Origin of the sequence: Streptomyces sp. NBC_01716 (assembly GCF_036248275.1) — a bacterium.
Taxonomy (GTDB): Bacteria; Actinomycetota; Actinomycetes; order Streptomycetales; family Streptomycetaceae; genus Streptomyces.
In genome coordinates this window covers 7,140,307-7,159,432 of record NZ_CP109181.1, presented here as the reverse complement: position 1 = coordinate 7,159,432, position 19,126 = coordinate 7,140,307, and the positions used below count along the sequence as shown (strand labels likewise).

15 protein-coding genes and 1 pseudogene are annotated in these 19,126 nt (G+C 71.2%); 8 read left to right on the top strand and 8 right to left on the bottom strand.

Going from position 1 to position 19,126, the window contains the following annotated elements; translation table 11 throughout:
- Positions 1–3 precede the first annotated feature (3 nt).
- Both OIE74_RS31560 and OIE74_RS31555 read right to left on the bottom strand, forming a co-directional pair.
- Positions 4–1,380: an aldehyde dehydrogenase family protein gene (locus OIE74_RS31560; RefSeq protein ID WP_329389696.1), complete on the bottom strand. Its 1,377-nt coding sequence runs from the start codon at positions 1,378–1,380 to the stop codon at positions 4–6.
- 11 nt (positions 1,381–1,391) lie between these two features.
- Entirely contained in the window at positions 1,392–2,762 is a 1,371-nt protein-coding gene (locus OIE74_RS31555) for a glutamine synthetase family protein (protein WP_329389694.1), read from the bottom strand.
- A 78-nt stretch (positions 2,763–2,840) separates the two neighbouring features.
- Between OIE74_RS31555 and OIE74_RS31550 the strand changes: the two genes are divergently transcribed.
- The 4 genes from OIE74_RS31550 to OIE74_RS31535 all read left to right on the top strand — a co-directional run bounded on the left by OIE74_RS31550 (position 2,841) and on the right by OIE74_RS31535 (position 7,613).
- Complete coding sequence (locus OIE74_RS31550; RefSeq protein WP_329389692.1) at positions 2,841–3,593, top strand: FadR/GntR family transcriptional regulator; 753 nt, start codon at positions 2,841–2,843, stop codon at positions 3,591–3,593.
- Between the two features lie 177 nt (positions 3,594–3,770).
- Complete coding sequence (gene eat, locus OIE74_RS31545; protein WP_329389690.1) at positions 3,771–5,252, top strand: ethanolamine permease; 1,482 nt, start codon at positions 3,771–3,773, stop codon at positions 5,250–5,252.
- A 72-nt stretch (positions 5,253–5,324) separates the two neighbouring features.
- Positions 5,325–6,041: a gamma-glutamyl-gamma-aminobutyrate hydrolase family protein gene (locus OIE74_RS31540; protein ID WP_329389688.1), complete on the top strand. Its 717-nt coding sequence runs from the start codon at positions 5,325–5,327 to the stop codon at positions 6,039–6,041.
- Positions 6,042–6,152: 111 nt separating this feature from the next.
- Positions 6,153–7,613, top strand: a complete 1,461-nt coding sequence (locus OIE74_RS31535) for an alkaline phosphatase PhoX (RefSeq protein ID WP_329389685.1) — start codon at positions 6,153–6,155, stop codon at positions 7,611–7,613.
- An 89-nt stretch (positions 7,614–7,702) separates the two neighbouring features.
- On the opposite strand, the gene OIE74_RS31530 is transcribed toward OIE74_RS31535, so the two are convergent.
- On the bottom strand, positions 7,703–8,626 hold the full coding sequence (locus OIE74_RS31530; RefSeq protein WP_329389683.1) for a LysR family transcriptional regulator: 924 nt from the start codon (positions 8,624–8,626) through the stop codon (positions 7,703–7,705).
- A 265-nt stretch (positions 8,627–8,891) separates the two neighbouring features.
- Here OIE74_RS31530 and OIE74_RS31525 point away from each other — a divergent pair, with 265 nt between their 5' ends.
- Positions 8,892–9,956 (top strand): C4-dicarboxylate ABC transporter, encoded by a 1,065-nt coding sequence (locus tag OIE74_RS31525; RefSeq protein ID WP_443076390.1) that lies wholly within the window; start codon positions 8,892–8,894, stop codon positions 9,954–9,956.
- Here OIE74_RS31525 and OIE74_RS31520 read toward each other — a convergent pair.
- From OIE74_RS31520 to OIE74_RS31505, 4 genes are all read right to left on the bottom strand, one after another.
- Complete coding sequence (locus OIE74_RS31520) at positions 9,895–10,641, bottom strand: helical backbone metal receptor (RefSeq protein ID WP_329389679.1); 747 nt, start codon at positions 10,639–10,641, stop codon at positions 9,895–9,897. The genes OIE74_RS31525 and OIE74_RS31520 overlap by 62 nt on opposite strands.
- Before the next feature lie 15 nt (positions 10,642–10,656).
- Complete coding sequence (locus OIE74_RS31515; RefSeq protein WP_329389677.1) at positions 10,657–11,205, bottom strand: helix-turn-helix domain-containing protein; 549 nt, start codon at positions 11,203–11,205, stop codon at positions 10,657–10,659.
- A 281-nt stretch (positions 11,206–11,486) separates the two neighbouring features.
- On the bottom strand, positions 11,487–14,108 hold the full coding sequence (locus OIE74_RS31510; protein ID WP_329389675.1) for an ABC transporter permease/substrate binding protein: 2,622 nt from the start codon (positions 14,106–14,108) through the stop codon (positions 11,487–11,489).
- The gene (locus OIE74_RS31505; RefSeq protein WP_329389673.1) at positions 14,101–15,258 is read right to left on the bottom strand and encodes a quaternary amine ABC transporter ATP-binding protein; all 1,158 of its coding nucleotides are present in this window, start codon (positions 15,256–15,258) and stop codon (positions 14,101–14,103) included. Before OIE74_RS31505 ends, OIE74_RS31510 begins: the two co-directional genes overlap by 8 nt.
- 280 nt (positions 15,259–15,538) lie before the next feature.
- Between OIE74_RS31505 and OIE74_RS31500 the strand changes: the two genes are divergently transcribed.
- The 3 genes and pseudogenes from OIE74_RS31500 (at position 15,539) to OIE74_RS38695 (ending at position 18,661) form a co-directional block, all read left to right on the top strand.
- Positions 15,539–16,459, top strand: a complete 921-nt coding sequence (locus OIE74_RS31500) for a 5'-3' exonuclease (RefSeq protein ID WP_443076291.1) — start codon at positions 15,539–15,541, stop codon at positions 16,457–16,459.
- 165 nt (positions 16,460–16,624) lie between these two features.
- Positions 16,625–17,470 (top strand): siderophore-interacting protein, encoded by an 846-nt coding sequence (locus OIE74_RS31495; protein ID WP_329389671.1) that lies wholly within the window; start codon positions 16,625–16,627, stop codon positions 17,468–17,470.
- 53 nt (positions 17,471–17,523) lie between these two features.
- Positions 17,524–18,661: pseudogene (locus tag OIE74_RS38695) on the top strand (ADP-ribosylglycohydrolase family protein).
- A gap of 45 nt (positions 18,662–18,706) precedes the next feature.
- On the opposite strand, the gene OIE74_RS31480 reads toward OIE74_RS38695, so the two are convergent.
- Positions 18,707–18,988, bottom strand: a complete 282-nt coding sequence (locus OIE74_RS31480) for a DUF6355 family natural product biosynthesis protein (protein ID WP_329389665.1) — start codon at positions 18,986–18,988, stop codon at positions 18,707–18,709.
- Positions 18,989–19,126: the final 138 nt, after the last annotated feature.

Here is a 19,126-nt window from a genome sequence, read left to right as displayed (position 1 = left end):
GGGTCAGGCCTCCGTACTGATGAAGATGTTCTTGGTCTCGGTGAACGCGGTGAGGGCGTCGGGGCCCAGCTCACGCCCGACGCCGGACTGCTTGTAGCCGCCGAAGGGCGTCGAGTAGCGCACGCTGCTGTGGGAGTTGACGGACAGGTTGCCGGCGGCGACGGCGCGCGAGACGCGCAGCGCGCGGCCGAGGTCGCGGGTCCAGAGGGAGCCGGAGAGCCCGTACTCGGTGTCGTTGGCGAGGCGGACGGCGTGCTCCTCGTCGTCGAACGGGATCACGACGGCGACGGGGCCGAAGATCTCCTCGGTCAGGGCGGGGTCGTCGGCCGGGAGGTCGGTGAGGACGGTCGGCGGGAACCAGAAGCCCGGCCCGTCGGGGGCGCTGCCCCGGACGGCCGCCCGGTCATCGGAGACGTACCCGCGCACGCGCTCCAGTTGGGTGCGCGAGATCAGCGGGCCCATCTGGGTCTTCTCGTCCGACGGGTCGCCGACGACGACCGATCGCACGGCGGGGGCGAGGAGTTCGAGGAACCGGTCGTACGCGGTGCGCTGGACGAGGATGCGGGTACGGGCGCAGCAGTCCTGTCCGGCGTTGTCGAGGAAGGCCATGGGCGCCTCCGCAGCCGCTCGCTCCACGTCGGCGTCGGCGAAGACGATGTTGGGGCTCTTGCCGCCGAGTTCGAGGGTCACGCGCTTCACGAGGCGCGCGCCGGTGGCCATGATCTCCTTGCCGACCCGGGTGGAGCCGGTGAAGACGATCTTCGCCACGCCCGGGTGCTCGACCAGTGCCCGGCCCGCGACCTCTCCGGCACCCGGCAGGACCTGGAACAGATGCTCCGGCAGGCCCGCTTCCAGGGCGAGTTCGGCCAGTCGCAGCGCGGTCAGCGGGGTGGTCTCGGCGGGCTTGAGGAGTACGGCGTTGCCTGCCGCCAGGGCCGGGGCGGTGCCCCAGGCGGCGATGGGCATCGGGAAGTTCCACGGGGCGATGACGCCCACGACACCGAGCGGTTCGAGGAGGGTGATGTCGAGCCCGCCCGCGACCGGGATCTGACGGCCCGTCAGTCGCTCCACTCCCCCGGCGGCGTAGTCGAGGAGATCGCGGACGTTGCCCGCCTCCCAGCGGGCGTTGCCGACGGTGTGGCCGGCCTCCTTGACCTCCAGCCCGGCGAGTTCTTCGAGGTGGCCGTCGACCACGGCGGCGAATCGGCGCAGCAGGCGCGCGCGGTCGGCGGGGGCGGCGCCGGCCCATGTGTGCTGGGCGGCGGCGGCCCGTACGACGGCCGCGTCGACCTCGGCGGTGGTCGTCGCGGGGACGGTGGCGACGACCTCCTCGGTCGCCGGGTCGAGGATCTGGTGGGCGTGGGGCGGCTGGTCGGGCACGGCTCGTTTCCTCACATGCGTTCGAAGGAGCGGCGGAGCTCCCAGTCGGTCACGGCGGCGTCGAACGCGGCGAGTTCGACACGCGCCAGATTGAGGTAGTGGGCGACGACCTCGTCCCCGAAGGCGGCCTTGGCGATGGGGCTGCGCTCCCAGAGTCCGGCGGCCTCGCGCAGGGTGGTGGGGACCTGCTCGTACTCGGAGGTGTAGGCGTTCCCGGTGCAGGGCTCGGGGAGTTCGAGCTCGTGCTCGATGCCGTACAGGCCCGCGGCGACCAGGCCCGCGACGGCCAGATGGGGGTTGACGTCGCCGCCGGGCAGCCGGTTCTCGAACCGTGTGGAGCGGCCGTGGCCGACGACCCGCAGCGCGCAGGTGCGGTTGTCATTGCCCCACGCGACGGCCGTCGGGGCGAAGGAACCGGGCGCGAAGCGCTTGTAGGAGTTGATGTTCGGCGCGTACAGCAGGGAGAAGTCGCGCAGCGCGGCGAGCTGGCCGGCCAGGAAGTGGCGCATCACCGGTGACATGCCGTGGGCGTCGTCGCCGGCCATGACGTTCGTGCCGGGCTCGTCGGCGGACTGGAGCGAGAGATGGATGTGGCAGGAGTTGCCCTCGCGCTCGTTGTACTTGGCCATGAAGGTGAGCGAGACGCCCTCCTGCGAGGCGATCTCCTTGGCACCGGTCTTGTAGATGGCGTGCTGGTCGCAGGTGAGCAGAGCCTCGTCGTAACGGAAGACGATCTCGTGCTGGCCCGGATTGCACTCGCCCTTGGCGGATTCGACGGTCAGGCCGGCGGCGGTCATGTCGTTGCGGATCCGGCGCAGCAGCGGCTCGATCCGGCCGGTGCCGAGGACGGAGTAGTCGATGTTGTACTGGTTCGCGGGGGTGAGGCCGCGGTAGCCGCTGTCCCAGGCCTGCTCGAAGGTGTCCTTGAAGACGATGAATTCGAGTTCGGTGCCGACATGCGCGGTGTAGCCGTGGCCGGCGAGGCGCTCCAGCTGGCGGCGGAGGATCTGGCGGGGCGCGGCGACGACCGGTGAGCCGTCGTTCCAGGCGAGGTCGGCGATAAGCATCGCCGTGCCCTCGTTCCAGGGGACGCGGCGCAGTGTCGCGAGGTCGGGACGCATGGCGAAGTCGCCGTAACCGCGGTCCCAGGAAGACATCGCGTAGCCGTCGACGGTGTTCAGTTCGATATCGACGGCGAGCAGGTAGTTGCAGCCCTCGGTGCCGTGTTCCAGTACCTCTTCGAGGAAGAAGGGCGCGGCGAACCGCTTGCCCTGGAGTCTGCCCTGCATGTCGGGGAAGGCCAGGACAACGGTGTCGATCTCGCCGCTCGCCACCAGGGCACGCAGCTCGTCGACGGAGAGCGGGGGGATGCGGTCTGCCACGGGACAACTCCTCCATCGGCCAGCCGGGGACCTTAAGGTATTCCGCGAGACCATTGATTGGGAAGGGGAAACGGCGACGTGGCGAAGAAGGACGCGGCGAGGAAGAGTGAGCCCGCCGACCGGCTGACGCCCGTCCTGCGCCCCGTACGGGCGGGCAACGGGTTCGAGGAGGCGCTGGAGCAGATCATGCAGGTGCTGCGCCTCGGTCTGGTGGCGGGCGGCGAACGGCTGCCCGCGGAGCGGGACCTGGCCGAGCGGCTGCGGATCAGCCGGGTCACCCTGCGCGAGGTGCTGAAGGTGCTGGCCGACGAGGGTCTGGTGGAGAGCAGGCGGGGGCGTTACGGCGGCACGTTCGTCCTGCGCCGGCCCGACACCCCGTCGCAGGGGGCCGAGGAGGAGCTGCGCCGCCGCGTCTCGGGGGTCGACATCGATGACGTGCTGCGCTTCCGCGAGGTGCTGGAGGTCGGGGCGGCCGGGCTGTGCGCGGCGCACGGTCTGACCGGCGAGGGGGCGGCCCGGCTGCGTACGGCGCTCGCGGCCACGCACGACGCCCCGCTGGGCGACTACCGCCGCCGCGACACACTGCTGCATCTGACGCTCGCGGAGCTGTCCGGCTCGGCGCGGCTGACCGAGAGCTATGTGTCGGTCCGCGCGACGGTGAACGATCTGCTGGACTGCATTCCGCTGCTGGTACGGAACTTGGAGCACTCCCAGCAGCAGCACACCGCGCTGGTGGAGGCGGTCCTGGACGGCGACGCGGAGGCGGCGCGCGAGGTGATGCGCGAGCACTGCGGCGGGACGGCGGCGCTGCTGCGGGGTTTTCTGGCCTGAGAGCGGGTAGCGAGGGGGGTGGGCCGCGCGGGGCCGCGACCGTCCCCACCGTGCGGGGCCGTAGCGGTCGCCGTAACAGTCGTTTAACGCAGGGGGCTTGCGCCTGGGCGTATGAGGCCGCAATGGTATGGCCTCACACCTTTGACCCGTGGCAGGAACCCCAGGCAGGAGCGGCTCATGGCCGAAGGCACGGACTCCCGTATCCCACCAGCCGATCCGTCACGTCCGGCCGGCGGCCCCGCGCCGGACGCCGCCACGGACTATCTGCGACGCCGCACCCTGAAGCGCGGCAGCGCCGGCTGGCTGCTGCTGACCGGCCTCGGCGTCGCCTACGTCGTCTCCGGGGACTTCTCCGGCTGGAACATCGGACTCTCCGAGGGCGGCTTCGGCGGACTCGCCATCGCGACGCTCCTGATGGGCGCGATGTACGCCTGTCTCGTCTTCTCGCTCGCCGAACTGTCCGCCATCCTGCCGACGGCGGGCGGCGGTTACGGATTCGCCCGCCGCGCGCTCGGCACCTGGGGCGGCTTCCTGACCGGCACGGCCATCCTCATCGAGTACATCCTGGCGCCGGCCGCGATCTCCATCTTCATCGGTGACTACGTCGAGTCGCTCAACCTCTTCGGGCTGGACGCGGGCTGGCCCGTCTATCTCGCCTGCTTCGCGATCTTCATCGGCATCCACCTCTGGGGAGTCGGCGAGGCGCTGCGCTTCAGCCTGGTCGTGACGGCCATCGCCGTGGCCGCGCTGCTGATCTTCGCCGTGGGTGCCTTCACGGACTTCGACAGCGGCAACCTCAACGACATCCCCGTCCAGGAGGACGCCTTCGGCTCCAACTCCTGGCTGCCGTACGGCCTGTTGGGCATCTGGGCCGCGTTCCCCTTCGGCATGTGGTTCTTCCTGGGCGTCGAGGGTGTGCCGCTGGCCGCCGAGGAGGCCAAGGACCCGGTGCACTCGATGCCGAGGGCGCTGTCGATCTCGATGGCCGTCCTCGCGCTGCTGGCCCTGATCACGTTCTTCGCCGCCACCGGCGCCCGCGGCTCCGCCGCAGTCCAGGAGGCGGGCAACCCGCTGGTCGTCGCGCTCCAGGGCGACGGCGATCCCACCGCGCTCAGCCGGTTCGTCAACTACGCGGGTCTCGCCGGTCTCGTCGCGTCCTTCTTCTCCCTCATCTACGCCGGCTCCCGGCAGTTGTTCGCGCTCTCCCGCGCCGGCTATCTGCCCCGCTTCCTCTCCCTGACGAGCAGCCGCAAGGCGCCCTATCTGGGGCTGCTGATCCCCGGCGCGATCGGCTTCGCCCTCGCCGCGGGCAGCGGCAACGGCGGGCGGATGCTGAACGTCGCGGTCTTCGGCGCCACCATCTCCTACGCCCTGATGGCCCTTTCCCATCTCGTACTGCGGCGCCGCGAGCCCGGTCTGCACCGTCCGTACCGGACACCGGGCGGCATGCTGACCTCCGGAGTGGCCTTCGTACTGGCCCTGTCCGCGCTGGTGGCGACCTTCCTGGTGGACAAGGACGCCGCGTTCATCGCGCTCGGCGTCTATGTCGTGGCACTCGCCTACTTCGCCTTCTACAGTCGGCACCGGCTGGTCGCCGCCGCGCCCGAGGAGGAGTTCGCCGCGCTCGCGGCGGCCGAGGCGGAGCTCGAACGGGACTAGGGCGTGTTTGACCGGACAGCACCGCAGAACAGCGCCACAGCACTGCACAGCACCACAACGGAGGAACGTTCAGTGAAGCCGCTCATCGGCGTCAGCACGTATCTGGAGACGTCGGCCAAGTGGGGCGTCTGGGATCTCCCCGCGGCCCTGCTGCCCCTGGGGTACCCCCGGCTCGTCCAGCGCGCGGGCGGTGTGGCCGTCATGCTCCCGCCGGACGAGTCGGCCACCGCCGCCTCGGTGGTCGCCCGGCTCGACGGGGTGGTCGTCGCGGGCGGTCCGGATGTGGAGCCCGTACGGTACGGGGCCGAGCCCGACCCCCGTACCGGACCGCCCGCCCGGGAACGGGACGACTGGGAACTGGCCCTGATCGAGGCGGCGTTGGCGTCCGGAACGCCGCTGCTGGCGATCTGCCGGGGCATGCAGCTGCTGAACATCGCCCTCGGCGGGACGCTCGTCCAGCATCTGGAGGGCCACACGGCCACGACGCCCGGCGTGTTCGGCGAGCACCCCGTGAAGCCGGTGCCGGGGACGCGCTACGGAACCGTCGTACCGGAGGAGTCGGACGTACCGTCCTCGCACCACCAGGCGGTGGACCGGCTGGGCGAGGGCCTGATCCCCTCGGCGTACGCGGGCGACGGGACCGTGGAAGCCGTCGAGTTGGTGGACGAGCGGTGGGTGCTGGGGGTCCAGTGGCATCCCGAGATGGGCGAGGACGTGCGCGTGATGGCGGCACTGGTGGCCGCGGCGCGCGAGCGGGGGCGGGTGGGCGCACGGCCGCCCGGCCGGTGAGACAGCATGCGTTGATGGTGTCCCGTTCACCCGCCGTTCGCGGATGGAGGGAACCGTAGCCCAGGCTCCGGTCACCTCGGCCGCCCCACAGCGCATCCCCAGGAGATGAACGTGCCCATCACCCGTAGAGACTTCTCCAAGAACTCGGCCGCCGTGGGCCTCACCCTCGTCGGTACCGCCGGTGTCCTCTCCACCGCCAGCGCGTACGCCTACGCCGACGAGGACGCGGAAGCCGCCGCGACCGGAGACCAGGAGGCCAGGTCCTCCCAGGCGCTCGGCAGCAAGACCGGGTACGGCCCCCTGATCGACGACCCGAAGGGGCTGGTCGCGCTCCCCGCCGGCTTCTCGTACAAGGTCATCACCCACGCCGGTGTCACCAAGCTGGACAGCGGCGAGTTCACGCCGACCAGCCACGACGGCACGGCCGCCTTCCGGGGCACGCGCGGCTCCACGCTCCTGGTCACCAACCACGAGATCGGCGGCGACCGCGCGGAGGTCGACTTCCCCGTGCCGCTCACGCCGGGACTCGTGTACGACCCCGCCGCCCCCGGCGGCTGCACCGTGGTCGAGGTCTCCAAGCACGGCGAGACCGTGGCCGAGTGGGTCGGCGTGGCCGGTACGCAGGAGAACTGCGCGGGCGGACGCACCCCGTGGGGCACCTGGCTGACCTGCGAGGAGGACACCACCAGGGCCGGTGAGGACGGCATGACCAAGGACCACGGTTATGTCTTCGAGGTGGACCCGTACGACCGCCGCGCGAACCTGCATCCCAAGCCGATCAAGGCGCTCGGCCGGTACGACCACGAGGCCGTCGTCGTGGACACCAAGCGCGGCCATCTGTATCTCACCGAGGACGCCGACGAGCCGAACGGCCTGCTGTTCCGCTGGACTCCGCCGAAGGGCTTCCGCCACGGCCGGGGCAAGCTGCGCGAGCTCTCCGACACCGCCGGTGTGCTGGAGGCCTTCAAGTGCTTCGACTCCCGGGGCGCGTTCGTGGACGACCTCTCCCGCGCCACGAAGGCCGGGACGGTCTACGGCGTCGACTGGGTGACCGTGCCCGACCGCGACGCCAAGACCGTGTCGGTGCGCGAGCAGTTCACCGACACGCAGGTCACGCGCGCCCGCAAGCTGGAGGGCATGTGGTGGGCCGACGGCGGCGCGTACATCGTCTCCTCCTACGCGCGTGAGGAGAGCCCCAAGCAGCACGACGGCCAGGTGTGGTTCTACGACCCGGCCCGCCGCAAGCTGACCCTGAAGCTGATCCTGGGCATCAACCAGGACCCGTCGAAGGACGGCGCTTTCGACGGCCCGGACAACATCACGGTCTCCCCGTACGGCGGTGTGATCCTGGCGGAGGACGGCGACGGAATCCAGCATCTGTTCGGCGCGACGGACGAGGGCAGGACCTACCCGATCGCCCGTAACGAGCTGAACGAAGGCACCGCCGAGGAGCCCGAGTACAGCGAGTTCGCCGGTGTGGTCTTCTCGCCCGACGGCAAGACGCTGTACGCGAGCATCCAGGGCCCCGGCATCCAGGTGGCCATCACCGGCCCCTGGCGCCACCAGCGCTGACGCTCCGCCGCTCATGGCCGCGCCCCGATCGTCCGGGGCGCGGCTTTCGGGGTACGGCTCTCGGGGCTTTCGGGGCGCGACGTGAGCGGTCAAGGGGTCGCGCGTGTCAGGGCCAGCAAGTCGCGGGCCGGTCCGCTGGGGCGGTGCCCGGTCGGCCAGACGGCACGCAGTTCGCGCCGCAGCCGGATCCCCGCCACCTCCACCTCCCTCAGCCGGTGTGACGCCAGTTCCTCCCCCACGGCGAGTTCGCTGAGCACCGAGGGCCCGGCGCCGCTCACCACCGCCGCCTTGACCGCCGTCGTCGAGGACAGTTCGAGCAGCGGCTCGGCGGGACCTCCGTAGGAGGCGAGCGCGGCGTCGAGCACCTGCCGGGTACCCGAGCCCTCCTCACGGAGGATCAGCGGTGCCGCCGCCAGCTCGGCGGGTGTCAGAGCCGTACGCCGGTCGCCCCACGGGTGCGTCGGCGCCACCACGACCACCAGCCGGTCGCGGCCGATCACCGTGCCGTCCAGCCCTCCGGGCACGGCCAGGCCCTCCACGAAGCCGATGTCCGCCTCGCCGCCGGTCAGCCGCGCGGCCACGGCGCCCGAGTTGCCGGCCAGGAGCGAGACGGCCGTGTCCGGCCGGGCCGCGCGGAGCGCGATGAGCCAGCCGGGCAGCAGATACTCCGCGATGGTCATGCTCGCGGCGACCCGCAGCCGTGAGTCACGCCGGTCGCGCAGCGCCTGCGCGCCCGCGTCGAAGGCCTCCGCCGCCTCCATGATCCGCCGGGCCCAGTCCGTGACGAGCGCGCCGGCGCGGGTGAGCCGGGAGCCGCTGGGCGACCGGTCGAAGAGGCTGACGCCGAGCTGCCGTTCGACGGACCGTATCCGGCTGCTCGCGGCAGGCTGGCTGATGCCCAGCTCGCGGGCGGCCGCGCCCATGCTGCCGTGCCGGGCGACGGCGATGAGCAGTTCCAGCGCGCCCAGCTCGGGCACCCGGTGGGCGAGGGTCGGAGGAGGCTCATCGGTCATATACGCAGGCTATGGCCTCATAGCGCCAAGGGGCCTGGTGAGGAGGGCACGGAGCGAGGAGGGTGCGGGTATGCCCAGCCTCGCCCCGACCGCGCCGAACGCCGCGACTGCTCCGACTGCTCCGACTGCTCCGACTGCTCCGAACGCCCCCACCGCCCCGGTAGTCCTCGCCACGCTGGACCCAGCCGTCCAGCCGACCGCGCGGCAGGCCCCCCGGCGCTTCCCGGCCCTGCGCCATGTCGGCCCCAACTGGTACGCGAGCGTGATGGGGACGGCGATCGTCGCGAGCGCGGGCGCCGCACTCCCCTGGGCCCCGTCGCTCGCCCCCGCGTCGCGCGCCTTCTGCGCCACCGTCTGGGCGCTGTCGGCGCTGATGCTCCTGCTCGTCCTCGCCGCCCGCGCCGGGCACTGGATCCACCACCGCGACCAGGCACGCGCCCAGCTGCTCGACCCCGCCGCGGCGCCCTTCTACGGATGCCTCGCGATGGCCCTGCTCGCGGTCGGCGGCGCCACCCTCACCGTGGGCCGGCACGTGATCGGCGCACGCGCGGCCGTGGCCGTGGACGCCGTGCTCTTCACGGCCGGCACGCTCGCCGGCCTGGCGGCGGCGGTGGGCATCCCGTATCTGATGGTGGTCCGCCACCGGATACGGGCGGCCGACGCGTCCCCGGTGTGGCTGCTGCCGGTGGTGGCCCCCATGGTGTCGGCGGCGCTCGGCCCGGCGCTGATCCCGTATCTGCCCGCCGGGCAGTGGCGCGGGACGCTGCTGCTGGGCTGTTACGCGATGTTCGGACTGAGCCTGCTCGCCACGCTCACCCTGCTGCCGCTGATCTTCGGACGGCTGGTTCTCCTCGGTCCGCTGCCCGTCGCCCTGACGCCGGCGCTCTTCCTCGTACTCGGGCCGCTCGGGCAGTCCACGACGGCGGTCGGCCATCTCGCCGAGGCCGCCCCCGGCGCGCTCGGGTCCTCGTCCCCGTACCTGTCCGCGCTGGACGCGTTCGCGCTGCTGTACGGCGTCCCGGTGCTGGGCTTCGCGCTGCTGTGGCTGGCCCTGGCGGTCGCGATGGTCGTACGTGGCGCCCGGCGCGGAATGCCGTTCTCGATGACCTGGTGGGCCTTCACCTTCCCGGTCGGCACCTGTGTGACCGGCGCCGCCGGGCTCGGCAGCACCACCGGCCCGGCCGCCCTGACCTGGCTCGCGTTCGCCCTGTTCGCCCTGCTGACAGCGGCGTGGGCGGTCGCTTGGACCCGTACGGTCCACGGTCTCGTCAGCGGAGTGCTGCCCGCAGCGCCGCCGGCGCCTGGGCCAGCGACGGCCCGTACCAGGTGAGGAACCGCCCGTCGACCAGCGCCGCAGGCAGCCCCGGGAATGCCTCCGGGCCGTCGTCGGCGGTGAAGCGGTACGGCTCGTCGGGCAGGACGACCAGGTCGGCCCCCGAGGCCCGCAGCTCGTCCAGCGGGATACGGGGGTAGCGCTCGGCCCGGTCGCCGTAGACGTTGTGGACACCGAGCCTGGCGAGCAGATCCCCGGCGAAGGTGTCCCGCCCGAGCACCATCCAGGGCCTGCGCCAGATCGGTACGACCGCCCGGCGCCCTCCGTACGGAGGGGGCACCGCCGCCCAGGCGTCGCGGGCCTCGTCCAGCCAGCGCGGCACCGTGAGCCCGCAGCCCGTCACGAGCAGCCGCTCCAGCTCCGCGAAGGCATGGTCGAGGTCGCGCACCTCGGTGACCAGCACCTCGATGCCCGCCGCCCGCAGCGCGGCCAGATCGGGCCCGCGGTTCTCCTCCTCGTTGGCGACGACGAGATCGGGGCGGAGCGCGGTGATCGCGGCGATGTCGGGGTTCTTGGTGCCGCCGACACGTACGACGTCGAGGCCGACGGGGTGGACGCACCAGTCGGTGGCGCCCACCAGCAGTCCGGGCGCGGTGACCGCGACGGCCTCCGTGAGCGAGGGGACGAGCGAGACGATCCTGCGGCCCCCGCCGTCCGCCCGCACCGCGTGCCCCGTCCGCACGGCGGCGCCCGCCGCTCAGCGCCGGGTGTCGAACGTCGCGTCGATGTGCTCGGCGACGGCGACGACCAGGATGCGGGTGCCGGGCTCGGTGGCGCGCCAGCGGTGCCTGACGCCTCCCGAGAGATACAGCGTGTCGCCGCGCTCCAGGCGGTAGGCCCGCCCCTCGGCCTCGACCTCGGCCGCACCGTCGGCGATGTACATGACCTCGTCGTTGCGGTGCTGGTGCTCGCGCCCGGTGTCCTGCTCGCCGGTGTACTCCTTGGCGTGCAGCTGGTGTCCGCCGCGTGCCACCCTGCGCACGCCATGGCCGCCCTCGTGGGCCCGGACGACATCGACGGTGCGCGCCGAGTCCGCCGCGGCGTGCAGCGCGGCGGTGGTGGTCTCCAGGGCTTCGGCCACCCGCTCCAGCGAGCGGGTGCTGGGCCGGGCCCGTTCGTTCTCGATCTGGCTGAGGAAGGGTACGGACAGTCCGCTGCGGTCGGCGACGGCCGCCAGCGTCAGCCCGAGGGACCTGCGCCGTCTTCGGACGGCGGCGCCCACCCTGAGCGCTTCCTTGTCGTCCATGTCTGGGCTCCCTCCGGCCGGATCGTCATCTTCTCAGAGTTGACGGCCGTGTAAGTACGGTCTGTCTCACCCGCCGCCGATCCGTCCGGATCCGGTTACCGACCCGTAGGACGTGTCCGAGGGCCACAGCTCCAACGTACGACGCTCAGCGCCGAGCGCACCCCCAGAGCGCGGTGGGCACAAACAGCGGGCGGACACCGTCTCTCACGGTGTCCGCCCGCTACTTTCCGCCACTGCCGCTGAGCGCTACGGCCTACCGCCCACGGCTCAGCGCCGACCGCTCACTGCGGGGCGACCCGGTCCGCAATGCCCGGGTTCTTGTCCATCCATGCCTTGACCGCCTCTTCCTCATGTCCCGCGCCGCGCTTCTGGATCTCGTTCTCCAGACCGGCGAGCTGCTGCTCGCTGAGCTTGAAGTCCTTGAACCACTTGGTCAGCTGCGGGTAGTTCTCGGGGAAGTCCTTGTTGGCCACGGTCCGGATCTGATCGCCATCGCCGAAGGCCTTCTTGGGATCCTTCAGCTTGGTCAGCTCGTACTCGTTGTAGGCCCAGTGCGGGGTCCACAACATGACCGCGATCGGCTCCTTCTTGCCGTACGCCCGCTCAAGTTCGGCCAGCATGCCCGGCGTCGAGCTGTCGACGACCTTGTAGTCGCCGTCCAGGCCGTAGCCCGGCAGGACGTCGTTCTTGAGGAGGTTCATGGTCTCGGTGCCCGGCTCGATACCGACGATCCGGCCCTTGAACTCGTCCTCGCGGCCCTTCAGATCCTCCAGTGAGTCGACACCCTTGACGTAACTGGGCACGGCGATCTCCAGGGACGTCGGCCCGTACCAGGAACCGAGGTCGGAGAGTTTGTCGCCGTACTTGTCCCAGTACCTCTTCTGGGTGTTGGGCAGCCAGCCGTCGAACTGGACGTCGATCTGCCCCCGGGAGAGCGCGGCGTACATCGGGCCGACCTCGAACTGCTTGAGGTTCATCGTGTAGCCCCGTTCCTCCAGCACCGCCTTCCACAGATACGTGGCGGCGATGTCCTCCTCCCAGGGGAACCAGGCGACTTCGATGGGCCGTTCACGCTCGTCCTTGCCGTTGGCGCCCTTGCTGACCCCGGCGACCGGGGTCCACTTGTCGGCCAGCCCGGGGTTGTCCTTGAGCCAGGCGCGTACGGCGTCCTGCTCCTTGCCCTTGCCGGCGCCCTGGATCTCCGCTTCGAGGCTGGTGAGCTGGTCCTCGGTCATCTCGAAGTTCTTGAGCCACTTGGCGACTCCCGGGTTGTCGGCGGAGAAGCCCTTGCGGGCGAGCGTGTGCACGCCGTCGCCCTTGCCCCAGGTCTCCTTGGGGTCCTTGAGCTTCTTCAGGTCGTAGGTGTTGTACGCCCAGTGCGGGGACCAGAGCGTGACGACGACCGGTTCCTTCTTCTCGTACGCGCGCTTCAGCTCGGCGAGCATGCCGGGCGTGGAGCCGTCGACGACCTTGTACTCGCCTTCGAGGCCGTACTCCTTGAGCACCTTGTCCTTGAGGATGCCCATCTCGCCCGCGCTGGGCTCGATACCGATGATCCGGCCCTTGAACTGGCCGGCCTTGCCCTTGAGATCGGCCAGGGAGTCGACGCCCTTGACGTAGCCGGGCACGGAAAGCTCCAGGGACGTCTCGTCGTACCAGGAGCCCATGTCCTCCAGCTTGTCCTGGTACTTGGCCCAGTAGGTGGCGTGCGTGGTCGGCAGCCAGGAGTCGGTCTGGATGTCGATCTGGCCGTTGGCCTGGCCGGTGTAGAGCGCCCCGGCCTCGTACTGGGTGGCCTCGACCTCGTAACCGCGCCGCTCCAGCAGCTCCTTCCAGAGGAAGGTGGACGCGATGCCCTCGTCCCAGGGGATGTAGCCCATGCTGATCTTCTTGCCCTGGCCGACGTCGCCGTCGCCCGCGACCGTCGAGGTCTTGCCGCCGCCGAAGATGCTCATGCCGCCCGCGACGAGCGCGAGTACGACCACGCCGACGACGGCGACCGAGGGACGCGGACGGTGGTCCCAGATCTTGAACGAACCGCTCAGTGCCTGCGCCTTGGCCAGCGCGCGGCGGCCCACCGGCGAGACGTGCCTGCCGAGCGCGCCGGTCATCCGGTCGAGGTACATCGCCAGGATGACGATGGAGACGCCCGCCTCGAAGCCGAGGCCGATGTCGACGTTGCCGATGGCACGGTAGACGGCGCCGCCGAGGCCGCCGCCGCCGACCATGCCCGCGATGACGACCATCGAAAGACCCAGCATGATCACCTGGTTGATGCCGGCCATGATCGTCGGGAGCGCGAGCGGGAGCTGGACGCGCAGCAGGGTGTTGCGCGGGCTGGTGCCGAACGCCTCGGCGGCCTCGACCAGTTCGGCGTCGACCTGCCGGATGCCCAGCTCCGTCATACGGACGCCGGGCGGCAGGGCGAAGATGATCGTGGCGATGATGCCGGGCACCACGCCCACGCCGAAGAAGATGATGCCGGGGATCAGATAGACCATCGCGGGCATCGTCTGCATGAAGTCGAGCACCGGCCGGATGACGGCGCTGACGGTCGCCGAGCGGGAGGCCCAGACACCGAGCGGCACCGCGACGACCAGGATGACGATCGTGGCGACGAGCACCAGCGAGAGCGTCGACATCGCGAGTTCCCACAGCTCGATCGAGTCGATGAGCGCGAACCCGGCGAAGGCGAGTACGGCGGCGAGCAGTCCGCGCAGCCACCAGGCGAGCACGGCCAGGATGCCGGCGAGGACAAGCGGTTCGGGGCCGCTCAGCACCGCGTCGACGGCGTCGAACATGCCGGTGACGAGCGAGCTGATGGCGTCGAACAGCCAGGAGAGATGGCGCTGGAGGAAGTCGACCCCGCTGTCGACCCACTCGCCGAGCGGGAGCCTAGGCACTGGCCGCCTCCTTGCCCACGGACAGCTCCGCCGGGGCGCCGTCGGTCACCGGCGCCGGCTTACCGACGGGCGCGTCGGCGGGCGTCATCGGCTCGCCGAGCACGGCGAGCAGCCTGGCGCGCGGTACGACTCCGACCAGCCGCCCCTCGTCGTCGGTGACGGCGACGGGAACCGAGCTGGTGGAGCAGGGGGTGAACAGCTCGATGATCGGGGTGCTCGTGGTGACGCTGGCGGGCGCCGCCGCGAGCACGTCCTCATCGGTACGCAGTTCCTTGCCGCCCTCCGTACGGAGGCCGTGGGCGGTGTCGGCGTCCGCCATGATCGCGCCGGCGGTCAGCACCCGTGAGCGGTCGACGTCCTGGGTGAAGGAGGCGACGTAGTCGTTGGCCGGCGTGACGAGGATGTCCTCGGCGGTGCCGAGCTGGACGATCTCGCCGTCGCGCATCACGGCGATCCGGTCGCCGAGCCGCATGGCCTCGTTGAGGTCGTGGGTGATGAAGACGATGGTCTTCTTCAGCCGCTTCTGGAGCTCCAGGAGCTGGTCCTGCATGTCACGGCGGATCAGCGGGTCGAGCGCGCTGAACGACTCGTCCATGAGCAGCAGGTCCGCGTCGGTGGCCAGCGCGCGGGCCAGACCCACGCGCTGCTGCATACCGCCGGACAGCTCGTCGGGCCAGGCCTTCTCCCAGCCGGCCAGCCCCGCGAGCTCCAGCGCCTCGGTGGCGCGCTTGTTCCGTGCGGCGCGTGGGACGCCCTGCACCTCCAGGCCGTATCCCGCGTTCTCCAGCACGCTGCGGTGCGGGAAGAGCGCGAAGTGCTGGAAGACCATGCTGATCTTGGTCGAGCGCACGGTACGCAGCTCGGCCGCGCTCAGGGCGGTCAGATCCTGGCCGTCGAAGAGCACTCTGCCGGCCGTCGGTTCCAGCAGTCCGTTGAGCATCCGCAGCAAGGTGGACTTGCCGGATCCGGAGAGTCCCATCACGACGAATATCTGACCGGGATCGACGGAGAACGAGGCGTCGATCACCGCTGCGGTCGTACCTTCGGCGCGCAACTCCTCGCGGTCCGCGCCGCTTTCGAGCTTCCCCACCGCTTCACCGGGTCGTGCGCCGAATACCTTGTACAGGTGTTCCGCCTGCAGCCTGGACACATATACCTCACGCCGTCGAAATGAGAAACGGCCCGCCACCCCCGCCGGCGGGCCGTGGAGCGGCACGGGGTCTGCCCGTGATGTCCGGTCGACGGTCTTCGTGAGTCCGTGTCCGGGTCCGCTCCGTGTGCGCGCCTGCCCTGGTCCTCATGACCCAAACATTTATGTGGTCCACACCACTCGGCGCGCTGCCGCGCAGGTCAGACCGGTACGGGCGCCGGTGCCGACGGGACCGGTCCACCGTCCGGCCACTGTCAGTGGGATACGGCATCATCGGGGTGTGACGCGACGCCTGATGCTCCTCGACACCGCTTCCCTCTACTTCCGGGCCTATTTCGGGGTCCCCGACTCGGTGCGTGCCCCTGACGGCACGCCCGTCAACGCGGTCCGGGGCCTGCTCGACTTCATCGCCCGGCTCGTCCAGGACCACCATCCGGACGACCTCGTGGCCTGCTGGGACAACGACTGGCGGCCGCGGTGGCGGGTGGAGCTGATCCCGTCGTACAAGGCGCATCGCGTGGCGGTGGAGCGGCCGGAGGGTCCGGACGAGGAGGAGACCCCGGACACGCTCGCCCCGCAGGTGCCGATAATCGAGGCGGTGCTCGACGCGCTGGGGATCGCCCGGGTCGGCGTGGCGGGTTACGAGGCGGACGACGTGATCGGCACCCTCACCGGCCGCGCCGCCGGCCCGGTGGATGTGATCACCGGCGACCGCGACCTGTATCAGCTGGTGGACGACGCCCGCCAGGTGCGGGTGCTTTATCCCCTGAAGGGGGTCGGGTCGCTCCAGGTGACGGACGAGGCGTGGCTGCGCGAGAAGTACGGGGTCGACGGGCCCGGCTATGTCGATCTGGCGCTTCTGCGCGGCGACCCGAGCGACGGGCTGCCGGGCGTGCCCGGGATCGGCGAGAAGACGGCGGCCAAGCTGCTCGACGCGTACGGCGATCTGGCGGGGATCATGGCGGCGGTGGACGACCCGCGGTCCGGGCTCACGCCCTCGCAGCGCAAGCGGCTGGATGAGGCCAGGGCCTATGTGGCGGTCGCGCCCAAGGTGGTGCGGGTCGCCGGGGACGTACCGCTGCCGGACTTCGACCCGGCGCTGCCCTCCGAGCCGCTCGACCCGGAGCTGGTGGAGGCGCTGGCCGCGCGGTGGGGTCTGAACAACGCCATGCACCGGCTGCTCACCACGCTCGGGAAGTGACGGCGCGGCGCACACCGGGGGCGCGTATCGGGGACGCGTATCGGTACACACATCGGTACGCACATATCGCGCGCGGGCCGACAGCGTGGTGTTAACTTAGGCATACCTAAGCACCGCACGCCCGCCGAGCGGCGGTCGCGTGCCGCACGAGTCGAGGGAGACGCCGTGGCAGCAGAGCCGGCCCGCAGGTCACCGAAGGTCCAGGAGGCGCGGGTCATACGCACCCAGCGCATCACACCGCACATGGTGCGCCTGGTCCTCGGCGGCGAGGGACCCGCCGGGCTCCGGTCCGGCGGATTCACCGACCACTACGTCAAGCTGCTGTTCGCCGCCGAGGGTGTCAGCTATCCCGAGCCGTTCGACATGGACCGGATCCGCGAGGACTTCCCGCGCGAACAGTGGCCCACCACCCGTACGTACACGGTGCGCGAGTGGAATCCGGCCGCCGGGGAGATCACGATCGACTTCGTGGTGCACGGCGACGAGGGCCTGGCGGGGCCCTGGGCCGCCGCCGCGAAGCCCGGCGAGACGGTGCGGTTCCTGGGCCCCGGCGGGTCGTACGCCCCCGACCCGGCCGCCGACTGGCATCTGTTCGTCGGTGACGAGAGCGCGCTGCCCGCCATCGCCGCGTCGGTCGAGCAGGCTCCCGAGGGCGCCAGGATCAAGGTCTTCGTCGAGGTCGAGGCGCCCGAGGAGGAGCAGAAGATCGCCGCTCCCGCCGGCGCGGAGATCGTCTGGCTGCACCGCGGGGGCCGTCCGGTCGGCGAGGCGCTGGTCGCCGCCGTACGGGCGCTGGAGTTCCCCGCCGGTGACGTGCACGCCTTCGTCCACGGCGAGGCCGGTTTCGTGAAGGAGCTCCGCCGTCATCTGCGGCACGACCGGCAGATCCCGCGCGAGCGGCTGTCGATCTCGGGCTACTGGCGGCTGGGCCAGAACGACGAGGCGTGGAGGGCGGTCAAGCGCGAATGGAACGAGCGGGTGGAGCGCGAGCAGGAGAACCCGACGGCCTGAGGCCGGACTCCCCTCGATCGCCGGACGGCGCCCGGCCTCCCTATCCTGGCCGGATGACCCCACCGGACCACCCGGCCCCCTCGGACAGAACCGCGCGCGACGACCGCGCGCGCGGAGCGGTCGTCGGCTCCGCCGTCGGCGACGCGCTCGGAGCGCCCTTCGAGTTCGGCCCCGCCGGCGTCTTCGCCGCCCGCTTCCCGGACGGCGTGGGCGAGATGTGCGGAGGCGGCGGCTGGGAGCCGGGCGAGGCGACCGACGACACGCAGATGGCGGTCCTGATCGGCGACTCACTGCTGGAGCGCGGCGGCCTCGAACTGCCCGACATCTTCGACCGGTTCAGACGCTGGGCCGCGGCCGACCCCAAGGACATCGGGCTCCAGACGGAACAGGTCCTGACTAGGGCGTGTTTGAGAAGTCCCGTCTGGCCCGCGGCGCCTGGCACGCGCGCTCGCCGCGTTGTCGGAGTCATCCAAGTACGTCCAGTACGAGGCTGATCCTCCGCCTTGCGATCGCACGCACCAGACGCCGCGGGCCCCGCCCCACCGGGCGGACGACGCTACTTCTCAAACACGCCCTGGCGGCGATCCCTGGGACCTCGCCGCCCCACTCCACTTCCAGCACTCCGGACGTGCCGCCGGCAACGGCTCGTTGATGCGCGCGGCCACCCCCGCCGTGTACTTCGCCGCCGCCGGCCGCGAGGCCACCATGTCGGCCGCCCGCCGGATCGCGGCGCTCACCCACGGTGACGCGGCGGCGTGGGAGGGCACGGCCGTGCTGCACGAGCTGATCCGGGTGGCGCTGGACGGCGGTGACCCGGTGGCCACCGTGCCCGGTACTCTCCGGGACGTACGCGAGGACCACCGTCCGCGCTGGGCGACGGTGCTCGACCCCGGCTGGCACCCGGACGACGCCACGGAGTTCAACGGGGCGGTGTGGCCGTGTCTGGGCTCGGCCCTCTGGGCGCTGCGGACCACCGACTCGTTCGAGGCCTCCCTCGCCGCGGCGATCGACCTGGGCGGGGACACGGACACGGTCGCGGCGGTCACCGGTGCGCTCGCCGGCGCCGCCTACGGCTTTGCCGCGATCCCCCGCCGCTGGACCGACCCGCTCCATGTGCCCCTGCCCGGATACGGCGACCGTGTGCTGCGTACGCCCGAACTGGCCGGGCTCGCACGGCGGTTGGCCGCATGACGAAGGGCCCGGACACTCGGTGTCCGGGCCCTTCCGCGGAGGAGGTCAGCAGGTGCGGCCCACATACCAGGCGTCGCTGACCTTGCTCGTCGAGCCGAGCCAGGTGACACCCGGGCCCACACACTTCTCGTAGTTCCAGCCCGAGACCTCGACCTCGATGACGACGCGCGAGCCGTCATTCGTGCAGTGGTTGTAGTACGAGTCGCTGGACGACGCGTAGTACCCACAGGGCGTCGCGGCGGACGGGGCCGCCGTCGCCGCGGTGGACATTCCCAGGACCATGGCGACGGCGCCGACGAGGGCGGGGAGGGACTGACGAACGCGCATGCGGCTGCTCCTTGTTGAGGACGTGGAACCCGGGCACCGGTCATCGGTGCGCACGGAGAGCATGCCATCAACTACCCTGAGTGATTTCCCAATTCACCCGTAAGAGCCCAACAGGTCACTGAATCGGGCGACTCGGGC